We start from the raw sequence: 13,823 nt of genomic DNA on the forward strand, positions 1-13,823 counted from the left end.
AAAAAAACCCCGCCGAAGCGAGGTTTTTTATTATGCCACAGGTGGTTGACGATTAATCGTCATTACCGCCCAGGTTTCCTGCATTAAGCAGTTCAGCCAGGCTGGCAGAGGCTTCATCGGCAGTGACAACTGGCACGACTGGCGCTTCGCCCGCAGCTTTACGACGCATACGATCCTGATGATACGCGTAACCGGTACCGGCTGGGATCAGACGGCCAACGATAACGTTCTCTTTCAGACCGCGCAGTTCGTCGCGTTTGCCCGCAACGGCAGCTTCGGTCAGCACGCGCGTGGTTTCCTGGAACGAAGCCGCAGAGATGAACGACTCGGTTGCCAGGGAAGCTTTGGTGATACCCAGCAGATCGCGTGCAAATGTTGCAGAGATCTTGCCGTTAGCTTCCAGTTCGCGGTTAGCGATCTTAACGCGTGAGAACTCAACCTGCTCACCGTCGAGGAAGTCAGTGCTTCCTGCGCTGGAGATGGTTGCTTTACGCAGCATCTGACGAACGATGACTTCGATGTGCTTATCGTTAATCTTAACGCCTTGCAGACGGTAAACTTCCTGCACTTCGTTAGTGATGTAACGGGTCACCGCATGCACGCCACGCAGACGCAGAATGTCATGTGGAGACTCAGGGCCATCGGAAACCACGTCACCGCGCTCTACGCGTTCACCTTCGAACACGTTCAGCTGACGCCATTTCGGGATCATCTCTTCGTAATGATCGCTACCGTCAATCGGAGTGATCACCAGGCGACGCTTCCCTTTGGTTTCTTTACCGAAGGAAATGATGCCGCTGATCTCAGCCAGGATTGCCGGCTCTTTCGGACGACGGGCTTCGAACAGGTCAGCAACGCGTGGCAGACCACCGGTGATGTCCTTGGTACCGCCTGATTCCTGAGGAACACGCGCCAGGGTATCACCCGAACTGATCTTGATGCCATCTTCCAGCTGCACAATCGCTTTGCCCGGCAGGAAGTACTGAGCTGGCATATCAGAGCCAGGGATCATTACGTCGTTACCGTTCGCATCAACGATTTTCAGCGCTGGACGCAGATCTTTACCACCCGCAGTACGTTCTGCACTGTCGAGGATAACCAGTGAGGACAGACCGGTCAGGTCATCCGTCTGGCGGGTAATGGTCTGGCCGTCAATCATGTCAGTGAAGCGAATGAAACCGCTCACTTCGGTGATGACTGGCATGGTGTGTGGATCCCAGTTTGCTACGGTCTCGCCCGCTGCAACCTGCTCGCCGTCACCTTTCGCCATGGTAGAACCGTAAGGAACTTTATAGCTCTCTTTGGTACGACCAAATTCGTCGATCATTTTCAGTTCAACGTTACGTGAAGTGATCACCAGTTTGCCAGCGGAGTTGGTTACCGACTTGGCGTTGATCAGTTTCAACGTACCTTTGTTCTTGACCTGAATGCTGGATTCAGCAGCCGCACGAGATGCCGCACCACCGATGTGGAACGTACGCATCGTCAGCTGTGTACCCGGCTCACCGATGGACTGTGCCGCGATAACGCCGATGGCCTCACCTTTGTTGATGATGTGACCACGTGCCAGGTCGCGACCGTAGCAGTGAGCACACACACCGAAGTCAGTTTCGCAGCTTACGACGGAACGGACTTTCAGGCTGTCAACAGAGTGTTCTTCTAACAGGTCACACTGCTGTTCGTGCAGCAGGGTGTTACGTGGCAGAAGGATATCAGCGGTACCCGGCTTGATAACGTCTTCTGCGGTCACACGACCCAATACGCGCTCACGCAGTGGCTCTTTCACGTCGCCACCTTCGATGACCGGAGTCATCATGATGCCTTCGTGCGTACCACAGTCATCTTCAGTCACCACCAGATCCTGCGCGACGTCAACCAGACGACGGGTCAGGTAACCGGAGTTAGCTGTTTTCAGTGCGGTATCCGCAAGGCCTTTACGCGCACCGTGCGTGGAGATGAAGTACTGGAGTACGTTCAGACCTTCACGGAAGTTCGCAGTAATTGGCGTTTCGATGATGGAACCATCGGGTTTCGCCATCAGACCACGCATACCGGCCAGCTGACGAATCTGCGCTGCAGAACCACGCGCACCGGAGTCGGCCATCATAAAGATGCTGTTGAAGGAAACCTGACGCTCTTCCACACCATCGCGGTTGATCACGAGTTCGGTAGAGAGGTTTTCCATCATCGCTTTAGCAACGCGTTCGTTGGCCGCAGCCCAGATATCGATCACTTTGTTATAGCGTTCGCCAGCGGTAACCAGACCAGACTGGAACTGCTGCTGGATCTCAGCCACTTCCGCTTCCGCTTCGGTGATGATTTCCACTTTCTTCGCTGGGATCACCATGTCGTCGATACCGACAGACGCACCAGAGCGTGCCGCATAGGCAAAGCCGGTGTACATGGTCTGGTCAGCAAAGATAACGGTCGGCTTCAGGCCCAGGATGCGGTAACAGGTGTTCAACATCTTGGAGATCGCTTTCTTACCCAACGCCTGGTTGACGATGGAGTAAGGCAGACCTTTTGGTACGATCATCCACAGGATGGCGCGACCAATGGTGGTGTCGATGATGCTGGTCTTAGCAACCCACTCGCCCTGCTCACTTTTCTCGTGTTCGGTGATACGCACCTTAACGCGAGCGTGCAGAGACGCATGGCCGGCGCGGTAAACGCGTTCAGCTTCTTTCGGGCCAGTCAGCACCATGCCTTCGCCTTTGGCGTTAACACAGTCACGGGTCATGTAGTACAGACCCAGTACAACGTCCTGAGAAGGAACGATGATTGGCTCGCCGTTCGCTGGTGACAGGATGTTGTTGGTCGACATCATCAGCGCACGCGCTTCCAGCTGGGCTTCCAGCGTCAGCGGTACGTGAACGGCCATCTGGTCACCATCGAAGTCGGCGTTGTAGGCCGCACAGACCAGCGGGTGCAGCTGGATAGCTTTACCTTCGATCAGTACTGGCTCAAACGCCTGGATGCCCAGACGGTGCAGTGTTGGTGCACGGTTTAGCAGGACCGGGTGTTCGCGGATCACTTCATCCAGGATATCCCAGACGACAGATTCTTCACGCTCAACCATTTTCTTGGCGGCTTTGATGGTGGTAGCAAGACCACGCAGCTCCAGCTTGCCGTAGATAAACGGTTTGAACAGCTCCAGTGCCATTTTCTTCGGCAGACCACACTGATGCAGACGCAGGTATGGACCTACGGTGATAACCGAACGACCAGAATAGTCGACACGTTTACCCAGCAAGTTCTGACGGAAACGACCCTGCTTACCTTTGATCATATCAGCCAAAGATTTCAGAGGACGTTTGTTAGAACCGGTGATCGCACGACCGCGACGGCCGTTATCCAGCAGCGCATCGACCGCTTCCTGCAGCATACGTTTTTCGTTACGTACGATGATATCAGGAGCAGCCAGATCCAGCAGGCGCTTCAGACGGTTGTTACGGTTGATCACGCGACGATACAGATCGTTCAGATCTGACGTAGCGAAACGACCGCCGTCCAGCGGCACCAGCGGACGCAGGTCCGGTGGCAGAACAGGCAGCACGGTCAGGATCATCCACTCTGGTTTGTTACCAGACTGAACGAACGCTTCCAGCAGCTTGATGCGCTTGGTCAGTTTTTTACGCTTGGTTTCGGAGTTTGTTTCGTTCAACTCTTCACGCAGAGTTTCACACTCTTGTTCCAGGTCCATGTTTTTCAACAGAGCCTGGATCGCTTCCGCGCCCATTTTAGCGTCGAATTCGTCACCAAACTCTTCCAGCGCGTCAAGATACTGCTCTTCAGTCAGGATCTGGCGCTTTTCGAGGTTGGTCATGCCGCCTTCAACAACAACGTAAGATTCGAAGTAAAGAACACGTTCGATATCACGCAGTGGCATATCCAGCAGTAAACCGATGCGCGAAGGCAGCGATTTCAGGAACCAGATGTGCGCAGTCGGTGAAGCCAGCTCAATGTGGCCCATACGCTCACGGCGAACTTTGGTCTGTGTAACTTCAACGCCACACTTCTCACAGATCACACCGCGATGTTTTAAGCGCTTGTACTTACCGCACAGGCACTCATAGTCTTTTACTGGCCCGAAAATACGTGCGCAGAAAAGCCCGTCACGTTCAGGTTTGAACGTACGGTAGTTGATGGTTTCTGGCTTTTTAACTTCACCAAAAGACCATGAACGGATCATATCTGGCGAGGCCAGAGCGATCTTGATCGCATCAAACTCTTCGGTCTTAGTTTGCGCTTTCAGAAACTTAAGTAAGTCTTTCACGGATTAGCTCCCGTCGGAGTGAGACTTCTCAGAGACGCCCGGAGTGACCCGGGCGCCCTGTAACCAGTACAGCAGATGCGAGTTATTACTCGTCTTCCAGCTCGATGTTGATACCCAGCGAGCGGATCTCTTTCAACAGTACGTTGAAAGATTCCGGCATGCCCGGTTCCATCTGATGGTTGCCGTCAACGATGTTTTTATACATCTTGGTACGGCCGTTAACGTCATCAGACTTCACGGTCAGCATTTCCTGCAGGGTATACGCGGCACCGTATGCTTCCAGTGCCCACACTTCCATCTCACCGAAGCGCTGACCACCGAACTGCGCCTTACCACCCAGCGGCTGCTGAGTAACGAGGCTGTAAGAACCGGTAGAACGCGCATGCATTTTGTCATCAACCAGGTGGTTCAGCTTCAGCATGTACATGTAGCCAACGGTAACCTGACGTTCGAACTGCTCACCGGTACGACCATCAAACAGCGTGATCTGGCCAGAAGAAGGCAGGCCGCCGAGCTGTAACAGCTCTTTGATTTCGCTCTCTTTCGCGCCGTCAAACACCGGTGTTGCAATTGGCATACCTTTTTTCAGGTTCTCTGCCAGGCGCAGCACTTCGTCATCGGTGAAGGTGTTCAGGTCAACTTTCTGACGCAGATCGCTGCCCAGATCGTAAGCACGCTGAATGAATTCACGCAGCTTGGACACTTCTTCCTGCTTCTTAAGCATAGCGTTAATTTTCTCGCCAATGCCTTTCGCAGCCATACCCAGGTGGGTTTCAAGAATCTGACCAATGTTCATACGTGATGGAACGCCCAGCGGGTTCAGTACGATGTCGACCGGCGTACCGAACTCATCGTATGGCATATCTTCGATCGGGTTGATCTTGGAGATAACACCTTTGTTCCCGTGACGACCTGCCATTTTGTCACCAGGCTGGATCTGACGTTTAACGGCCAGATACACTTTCACGATTTTCAGCACGCCAGGTGCCAGGTCATCGCCCTGAGTGATTTTACGGCGCTTGGCTTCAAGTTTTTTCTCAAACTCGTGCTTCAGCTCGTCGTACTGCTCGGCCAGCTGTTCCAGCTGATTTTGCTTCTCTTCGTCGGTCAGGCCCAGTTCGAGCCAGCGCTCACGTGGCAGCTTCTCCAGTTTTTCCGCTTCAACACCGCCGGCAACCAGCAGGTAGTTAATACGGCTGAACAAGCCGGCTTCGAGGATCTGCAATTCTTCAGACAGGTCTTTCTTCGCCTGCTTCAGCTGCATCTCTTCGATTTCCAGCGCACGCTTGTCTTTTTCCACGCCATCGCGGGTAAAGACCTGAACGTCGATGATTGTCCCTGACACACCGTTTGGTACGCGCAGAGAAGAGTCTTTAACGTCAGACGCTTTTTCACCGAAGATCGCACGCAGCAGTTTCTCTTCTGGCGTCAGCTGGGTTTCACCTTTAGGTGTTACCTTACCAACCAGAATGTCCCCACCGGTCACTTCCGCACCGATATACACGATACCGGACTCATCCAGTTTAGAGAGCGCAGCTTCACCCACGTTAGGGATGTCAGCGGTGATCTCTTCTGGCCCCAGCTTGGTGTCACGAGACACACACGCCAGTTCCTGAATGTGGATAGTGGTGAAGCGATCTTCCTGAACAACGCGCTCCGAGACCAGAATGGAGTCTTCGAAGTTGTAGCCGTTCCACGGCATGAACGCGACGCGCATGTTCTGACCGAGTGCCAGTTCGCCGAGATCGGTTGAAGGGCCATCAGCCAGCACATCACCACGTTCGATTGGCTCACCCAGGTTCACGCAAGGCATCTGGTTGATGCAGGTGTTCTGGTTAGAACGGGTATATTTGGTCAGGTTGTAAATGTCGATACCGGCTTCGCCCGGATACATTTCGTCTTCGTTAACTTTAATAACGATACGGGATGCATCCACGTACTGCACGGTACCACCACGTTTCGCTACGGCAGTAACACCGGAGTCAACCGCAACCGCACGCTCCATACCGGTACCTACCAGCGGCTTATCAGCACGCAGAGTAGGAACCGCCTGACGTTGCATGTTTGCACCCATCAATGCGCGGTTGGCGTCATCGTGCTCCAGGAACGGGATCAGTGACGCACCGACGGAAACCACCTGCTGGGTGGAAACGTCCATGTAGTCAACTTGATCGCGGTTGAAGAGACTCGATTCGCCTTTGCTACGGCAGGTGACCAGGTCGTCTACGAAGTGACCTTCGTCGTCGAGATTGGTGTTTGCCTGAGCGATAACGTAGTTACCCTCTTCAATAGCAGAGAGGTAATGAATTTCGTCGGTCACCACGCCTTCGCGAACGCGACGGTATGGGGTTTCCAGGAAACCGTACTCATTGGTCTGTGCATACACAGACAAGGAGTTGATCAGACCGATGTTTGGACCTTCCGGCGTTTCGATTGGACATACGCGACCGTAGTGCGTCGGGTGTACGTCTCGAACTTCGAAGCCTGCACGCTCACGCGTCAGACCGCCCGGACCCAGTGCAGAGATACGACGCTTATGCGTGATCTCAGACAACGGGTTGTTCTGGTCCATAAACTGTGACAGCTGGCTGGAGCCGAAGAACTCTTTCACTGCCGCAGAAATTGGCTTGGCGTTGATCATGTCCTGTGGCATCAGGGTATCCAGATCGCCCAGGGACAGACGCTCTTTCACCGCACGCTCTACGCGCACAAGGCCAACACGGAACTGGTTTTCAGCCATTTCGCCAACGGAACGGATACGACGGTTGCCGAGGTGGTCGATATCATCCACTTCGCCAATACCGTTACGGATACCGATGAGCTTCTTCATCACCTGAATGATGTCGTCTTTGCTCAGGATACCGGAACCTTCGATCTCGTCGCGCAGCAGAGAACGGTTGAACTTCATACGACCAACCGCAGACAGATCATAGCGGTCTTCAGAGAAGAACAGGTTCTCAAACAGGTTTTCAGCCGCTTCACGCGTTGGTGGCTCACCAGGACGCATCATGCGGTAGATCTCAACCAGAGCGCTCAGGCGATCGCTGGTTGGGTCGACACGTACCGTCTCAGACATGTACGCACCGTGATCCAGATCGTTGGTGAACAGGGTTTCAATGCGCTTGTGACCGGACTGGCTGAGTTTAGCCAGCAGATCCAGTGACAGTTCCATGTTCGCTGCGATCAGCAGTTCACCGGTGCTCTCATCAACGTAGTCTTTAGCAACTACTTTACCGGCAATGTACTCAACCGGCACTTCGATGTGGGCAACGGCATCTTTCTCAAGCTGGCGAATATGGCGCGCAGTAATACGGCGGCCTTTTTCGACGTAAACGGTGCCGTTCGCTTCAATATCAAATGAAGCGGTCTCACCACGCAGGCGCTCAGGAATAAGCTCCATCTGCAGCTTGTTGTCGCGAATTTGGTAAACCACTTTATCGAAGAACAGGTCGAGGATCTGTTCAGTGGTGTAATTCAACGCGCGCAGAATGATGGTCGCTGGCAGTTTACGGCGACGGTCAATACGGACGAACAGGTTGTCTTTCGGGTCGAACTCGAAGTCCAGCCATGAACCACGGTAAGGGATGATACGTGCGTTATACAGCACTTTACCGGACGAGTGGGTTTTACCCTTATCGCTGTCGAAGAAGACACCAGGACTACGGTGGAGCTGAGAAACGATAACGCGCTCAGTACCGTTGATAACAAAGGTACCGTTATCCGTCATGAGCGGAATTTCGCCCATGTAAACTTCTTGTTCTTTGATGTCTTTAACGGTGCCTTCCGGCGCTTCGCGCTCGTAGATCACCAGGCGCAGTTTTACGCGCAGAGGAGCAGAATACGTGACGCCACGAATCTGACACTCTTTCACATCAAAGACGGGTTCGCCTAAACGGTAGCTGACGTACTGCAGCTCAGAATTACCGCTATAGCTTTGGATTGGAAATACGGAGCGGAATGCTGCTTCCAGACCATATTGACCTTCCGGATCTTGCTCGATGAACTTCTGGAACGAGTCAAGCTGGATAGAAAGGAGATATGGAATGTCCAGAACTTGTGGACGCTTTCCAAAATCCTTACGAATACGTTTTTTCTCGGTATAGGAGTAAACCATAGGGTTCCTCAGCTCGCTGAAATGTAGAACCTCGCTGTCCATCCAGGAGGACAGTTCATGCAACGCTGTTTTTGTGTTGTGCGAAAAACAGAAGGTTTTTCGTAATACCTCTTTCTATCACGCTTAAATCATTTCGTTGCCGGTGTCTGAGCAGGGAACCCAGTCAGGAAGGCAGTATATTAAGTCGTCGATAGAGAAAGATATTAAGCTAATCAATGACTAAACAGTGTGAAATATCATTGATGCTGTAGAGCGCAAAAAGGCTGGTGACCAAAAAGTCACCAGCCATCAGCCTAAAAGACTAGGCTGCAACCTGAAAGGTTGGCTTATTTAACTTCAACTTCTGCGCCAGCTTCTTCCAGTGCTTTCTTCAGTGCTTCTGCGTCGTCTTTGCTGATGCCTTCTTTCAGGGCAGCAGGTGCAGACTCAACCAGATCTTTAGCTTCTTTCAGGCCCAGACCAGTTGCGCCACGTACTGCTTTGATCACGGCAACTTTGTTAGCGCCGATAGCTTTCAGTACAACGTCGAACTCGGTTTTTTCTTCTACAGCTTCAGCAGCAGCAGCAGGACCTGCAACAGCAGCAGCAGCTGACACGCCGAATTTCTCTTCCATAGCGGAGATCAGTTCAACGATTTCCATTACAGACAGGGCTGCAACGCCTTCAATGATTTGGTCTTTAGTGATTGACATTTCGTGTTCCTAAATTCAGAAAGTAATTTTGTACGTTAGCAAATGAACGGATAAGAAGAGCATTGCAGCTATTAAGCAGCAGTTGCTTCTTTCTGATCGCGTACTGCAGCCAGAGTGCGAACCAGTTTGCCAGCAGAGGCTTCTTTCATGGTTGCCATCAGGCGTGCGATTGCTTCATCGTAAGTAGGCAGAGTTGCCAGGCGGTCGATCTGAGCCGCACTGATCAGCTCGCCTTCAAAGGCCGCAGCTTTAACCTCAAATTTTGCATTCGCTTTCGCGAAATCTTTGAACAGACGAGCAGCAGCGCCCGGGTGTTCCATAGAATATGCAATCAAGGTTGGACCGGTTAACGTGTCTTTCAGGCACTCAAACTGAGTACCTTCAACGACGCGACGCAGCAGGGTGTTACGAACAACACGCATGTATACGCCAGCTGCACGTCCTGCTTTACGCAGTTCGGTCATTTTGTCTACGGTAACGCCACGAGAATCCGCAACTACCGCAGACAGCGCGCCTTTGGCTACTTCGCTGACTTCAGCAACAATCGCTTGTTTGTCTTGAAGATTTAAGGCCATTAGCTTGTGCTCCTGGATTTTTGGCCGGGGATGGATTTCCCCGGAACTCACTTCACCTGAACAGTGTTACCACCGACAGGCGCTGAAACACGGTGAGCAGAATCCAGCAAAGACTATAAAAAATATTCTTTTGGTTCTGTCACCGTCTACGCAGGAGATTAAGTTTCTTACGAAACACCTGCGGTCTTGGACGGAGGCCTGGATAAGGCCAGGCTCCAACCTAAAAAAGGGTCTAACGCGTCATTGATGTATATGTCGCACGAATGACGCGATTAGAGGCTTTGTATATTTACAAAGCAACGGGCGTAAGATTCTAGATGAATTTTTCGCCCGCGTAAAGCACAGATTAGCTTGCAACAGCGTTCAGGCCAGCCTGATCAACTGCAACGCCTGCGCCCATGGTGGTGGACAGGCTAACTTTCTTGATGAAAACACCTTTCGCCTGAGAAGGTTTGGCTTTTTTCAGCGCAACCAGCAGGGATTCCAGGTTTTCTTTCAGTTTATCTGTGTCGAAATCAACCTTACCGATAGTGGTATGGATGATACCGTTTTTGTCGTTACGATAACGAACCTGACCTGCTTTAGCGTTTTTCACTGCTTCAGCAACGTTAGGGGTTACAGTACCCACTTTCGGGTTTGGCATCAGACCGCGTGGGCCCAGAACCTGGCCCAGTTGGCCAACAACGCGCATTGCATCTGGAGATGCGATAACAACGTCGAAGTTCATTTCGCCTTTTTTGATCTGGTCAGCCAGATCTTCCATACCTACCAGTTCAGCGCCGGCTGCTTTAGCAGCTTCAGCGTTTGCGCCCTGAGCAAATACGGCAACGCGAACAGAACGGCCAGTACCGTGTGGCAGTACAGTTGCACCGCGAACGTTCTGGTCAGATTTACGAGCATCAATGCCCAGGTTCACCGCTACGTCAACGCTTTCTACGAACTTAGCAGTCGCCAGTTCCTTCAGCAGAGCAACAGCTTCGTTGATGTCATACTGTTTAGTTGAATCAACTTTGTCACGGATCACGCGCATGCGCTTGGTCAGCTTAGCCATTTCTTAGTCCTCTACTACCAGGCCCATGGAACGAGCAGTACCTTCGATGGAGCGAGTCATCGCTTCCAGGTCAGCACCAGTCATGTCCGCAGCTTTGGTTTCTGCGATTTCACGTACCTGAGCACGCGATACTTTACCTACTTTGTCTTTGTTCGGCTTGCCAGAACCAGACTTAATACCAGCCGCTTTCTTCAGCAGTACTGCTGCAGGAGGGGTTTTGGTAACGAAGGTGAAAGAACGGTCAGAGTAAACGGTGATCACAACTGGCGTTGGAAGACCTTTCTCCAGGGATTCTGTTTTGGCGTTGAACGCTTTACAGAATTCCATGATGTTAACGCCCTGCTGGCCCAGTGCCGGACCAACCGGTGGACTTGGGTTCGCCATACCAGCTGCAACCTGCAACTTAACGTAGGCTTGTACTTTCTTAGCCATGATAATTCCTCTATTGGGTGATAGCGCTCCTGGAGGAGCTCCCCGTGATTAATATTCACACGCTGAAAAAACAGCGTATAAAAACAAAAGGCGCGAAATTGTAGTGCAATTTCGTGCCTCTCGCAACCACTAGATGACAGTGATCGTCTCTTTTTTACGCGCCCCGCATCGACACCAGGGCGGCTTCAAAAAGGGTGGTTACCCTTTTTCTACCTGACCGAAGTCCAGTTCGACCGGTGTTGCACGGCCAAAGATGGAAACAGATACTTTCAGGCGGCTTTTTTCGTAGTCGACTTCTTCCACCACGCCGTTAAAGTCAGCAAATGGACCATCGCTTACGCGCACCATCTCACCAGGCTCAAACATAGTTTTAGGACGTGGCTTATCACCTGCCTGCTGCAGGCGGTTCATGATCGCGTCAACTTCTTTGTCGCTGATCGGCGCCGGGCGGTCAGACGTCCCGCCGATAAAGCCCATAACACGTGGCACGCTGCGCACCAGGTGCCAGCTGGCATCGTTCATCACCATCTGGACCAGCACGTAGCCTGGGAAGAACTTGCGCTCGCTCTTACGACGCTGGCCACCGCGGATCTCAACCACTTCTTCGGTTGGAACCATGACATCGCCAAACAGCTCTTCCATGTTATGTAACTTGATGTGCTCGCGCAGCGACTGTGCTACACGGCCTTCAAAACCGGAAAACGCCTGAACGACGTACCAGCGCTTTTTTGGAGCTTCAGACATCTCAGAACCTCAGGCCAGTGATAAACGATACCAGACGAACCAGAATTCCATCCAGTCCCCACAAAATCAGTGACATCACGGCAGTGACCGCGGCAACGATTAACGTGGTGTGCAACGTTTCCTGACGAGTCGGCCAGATGACCTTACGAACTTCAGTGCGCGCTTCACGGGCGAATGCCACCGTTGCTTTACCTTTAGTGGTCAGCAGGGCGATGCCGGCTGCTGCTGCCATCAGGACCACGACGGCGAGAGCACGCAGAGGCAATGTGACATCGCGATAATAGGAGTTACCGGCGACAGCGGCGACCAGAAGCACCACCACACCTAACCACTTCAATATTTCCAGGCCGCGCCCGTTTCCTTGAGCTTCGGTATTAGCACTCATAAACCAACCTGCCACAATAAATCAGAAACACTTTTGCCGCGTCAGACGAGGCAACCGAACCGAATGATGCTGTTAGGCGTAACTCGGCATATCCTTTAATTCCAAGCCGTAGCTTGAAAACTATTGGCTTAAACGCCGTGCTACAGAGCCTGCCTCAGCAATGATTATGGTCGAAAAAATCACTGATGAGTCAGGTTCTATGTTACAGCGCGCAAAAAGGGCATCAAATGATGCCCTTTTCATGTGCATTGCGTCAAATATTATCAGCGATTAAGCGATAACTTTAGCAACAACACCAGCACCAACGGTACGACCACCTTCACGGATTGCAAAACGCAGACCGTCGTCCATCGCGATTGGGTGGATCAGGGTAACAACCATCTGAATGTTGTCGCCTGGCATTACCATTTCCACGCCTTCTGGCAGTTCGATGGTACCGGTCACGTCAGTTGTACGGAAGTAGAACTGTGGACGGTAGCCTTTGAAGAACGGAGTATGACGGCCGCCTTCATCTTTAGACAGAATATATACTTCTGACTCGAACTTGGTGTGTGGCTTGATTGAACCTGGCTTAGCCAGAACCTGGCCACGCTGGATATCTTCACGCTTGATGCCGCGCAGCAGGATACCACAGTTCTCACCCGCACGGCCTTCGTCCAGCAGCTTACGGAACATTTCAACGCCGGTACAGGTTGATTTCACGGTATCTTTGATACCAACGATCTCAACTTCTTCACCGACTTTAACGATACCGCGCTCTACACGACCGGTCACAACAGTACCACGGCCGGAGATTGAGAAGACGTCTTCGATTGGCAGCAGGAATGGCTTATCAATCGCACGCTCTGGCTCTGGGATGTAGTTATCCAGGTGACCAGCCAGTTCGATGATTTTTGCTTCCCACTCTGCGTCACCCTGCAGGGCTTTCAGTGCAGAACCACGAACAACCGGGATGTCGTCGCCAGGGAAATCGTAAGCAGACAGCAGCTCACGGACTTCCATTTCAACCAGCTCCAGCAGCTCTTCGTCGTCAACCATGTCGCATTTGTTCATGAATACGATCATGTACGGAACGCCAACCTGGCGACCCAGCAGGATGTGCTCACGGGTCTGAGGCATTGGGCCGTCAGTCGCAGCAACAACCAGGATAGCGCCGTCCATCTGAGCAGCACCGGTGATCATGTTTTTCACATAGTCGGCATGGCCTGGGCAGTCAACGTGCGCGTAGTGGCGAGTTGGGGTGTCATATTCAACGTGAGACGTGTTGATGGTGATACCACGTGCTTTTTCTTCTGGCGCGTTGTCGATCTGATCGAACGCACGAGCAGAGCCACCGTAGGTTTTAGCCAGAACGGTAGTAATAGCAGCAGTCAGGGTAGTTTTGCCGTGGTCAACGTGGCCGATAGTACCAACGTTGACGTGCGGTTTGGAACGTTCAAATTTTTCTTTAGACATCGCTTGTCCCTCTAAGACACGGATTAATCGGTGATATCACCACATCAACCAGGCATTGCCTGAATCGTTGAATTTTAATGCACAGAGATGAAGCAGGGA

At 52.2% G+C, this 13,823-nt stretch carries 9 protein-coding genes; all 9 read right to left on the reverse strand.

Features of this window, described 5'->3' with window-relative positions:
• Positions 1-52: 52 nt before the first annotated feature.
• The 9 genes from rpoC to tuf all read right to left on the reverse strand — a co-directional run bounded on the left by rpoC (position 53) and on the right by tuf (position 13,724).
• Positions 53-4,276, reverse strand: a complete 4,224-nt coding sequence (rpoC, locus tag K6L24_RS20085) for a DNA-directed RNA polymerase subunit beta' (protein ID WP_062749154.1) — start codon at positions 4,274-4,276, stop codon at positions 53-55.
• 85 nt (positions 4,277-4,361) lie between these two features.
• Positions 4,362-8,390 (reverse strand): DNA-directed RNA polymerase subunit beta, encoded by a 4,029-nt coding sequence (gene rpoB / locus K6L24_RS20090; RefSeq protein ID WP_062749156.1) that lies wholly within the window; start codon positions 8,388-8,390, stop codon positions 4,362-4,364.
• A 326-nt stretch (positions 8,391-8,716) separates the two neighbouring features.
• Entirely contained in the window at positions 8,717-9,082 is a 366-nt protein-coding gene (gene rplL / locus K6L24_RS20095) for a 50S ribosomal protein L7/L12 (protein WP_048914311.1), read from the reverse strand.
• Between the two features lie 71 nt (positions 9,083-9,153).
• The gene (gene rplJ / locus K6L24_RS20100) at positions 9,154-9,657 is read right to left on the reverse strand and encodes a 50S ribosomal protein L10 (protein WP_062749159.1); all 504 of its coding nucleotides are present in this window, start codon (positions 9,655-9,657) and stop codon (positions 9,154-9,156) included.
• 346 nt (positions 9,658-10,003) lie between these two features.
• A complete protein-coding gene (gene rplA / locus K6L24_RS20105) occupies positions 10,004-10,708 on the reverse strand; it encodes a 50S ribosomal protein L1 (RefSeq protein WP_062749162.1) in 705 nt (234 codons plus the stop codon).
• Positions 10,709-10,711: 3 nt separating this feature from the next.
• Entirely contained in the window at positions 10,712-11,140 is a 429-nt protein-coding gene (rplK, locus tag K6L24_RS20110) for a 50S ribosomal protein L11 (protein WP_062749165.1), read from the reverse strand.
• A gap of 198 nt (positions 11,141-11,338) precedes the next feature.
• The gene (gene nusG / locus K6L24_RS20115) at positions 11,339-11,884 is read right to left on the reverse strand and encodes a transcription termination/antitermination protein NusG (protein ID WP_062749168.1); all 546 of its coding nucleotides are present in this window, start codon (positions 11,882-11,884) and stop codon (positions 11,339-11,341) included.
• A 1-nt stretch (position 11,885) separates the two neighbouring features.
• Entirely contained in the window at positions 11,886-12,269 is a 384-nt protein-coding gene (secE, locus tag K6L24_RS20120) for a preprotein translocase subunit SecE (protein WP_062749170.1), read from the reverse strand.
• A 270-nt stretch (positions 12,270-12,539) separates the two neighbouring features.
• Complete coding sequence (gene tuf / locus K6L24_RS20125) at positions 12,540-13,724, reverse strand: elongation factor Tu (RefSeq protein WP_222681782.1); 1,185 nt, start codon at positions 13,722-13,724, stop codon at positions 12,540-12,542.
• Positions 13,725-13,823: the final 99 nt, after the last annotated feature.

The organism is Erwinia persicina (genome assembly GCF_019844095.1).
In the GTDB taxonomy this organism is placed as follows: Bacteria; Pseudomonadota; Gammaproteobacteria; order Enterobacterales; family Enterobacteriaceae; genus Erwinia; species Erwinia persicina.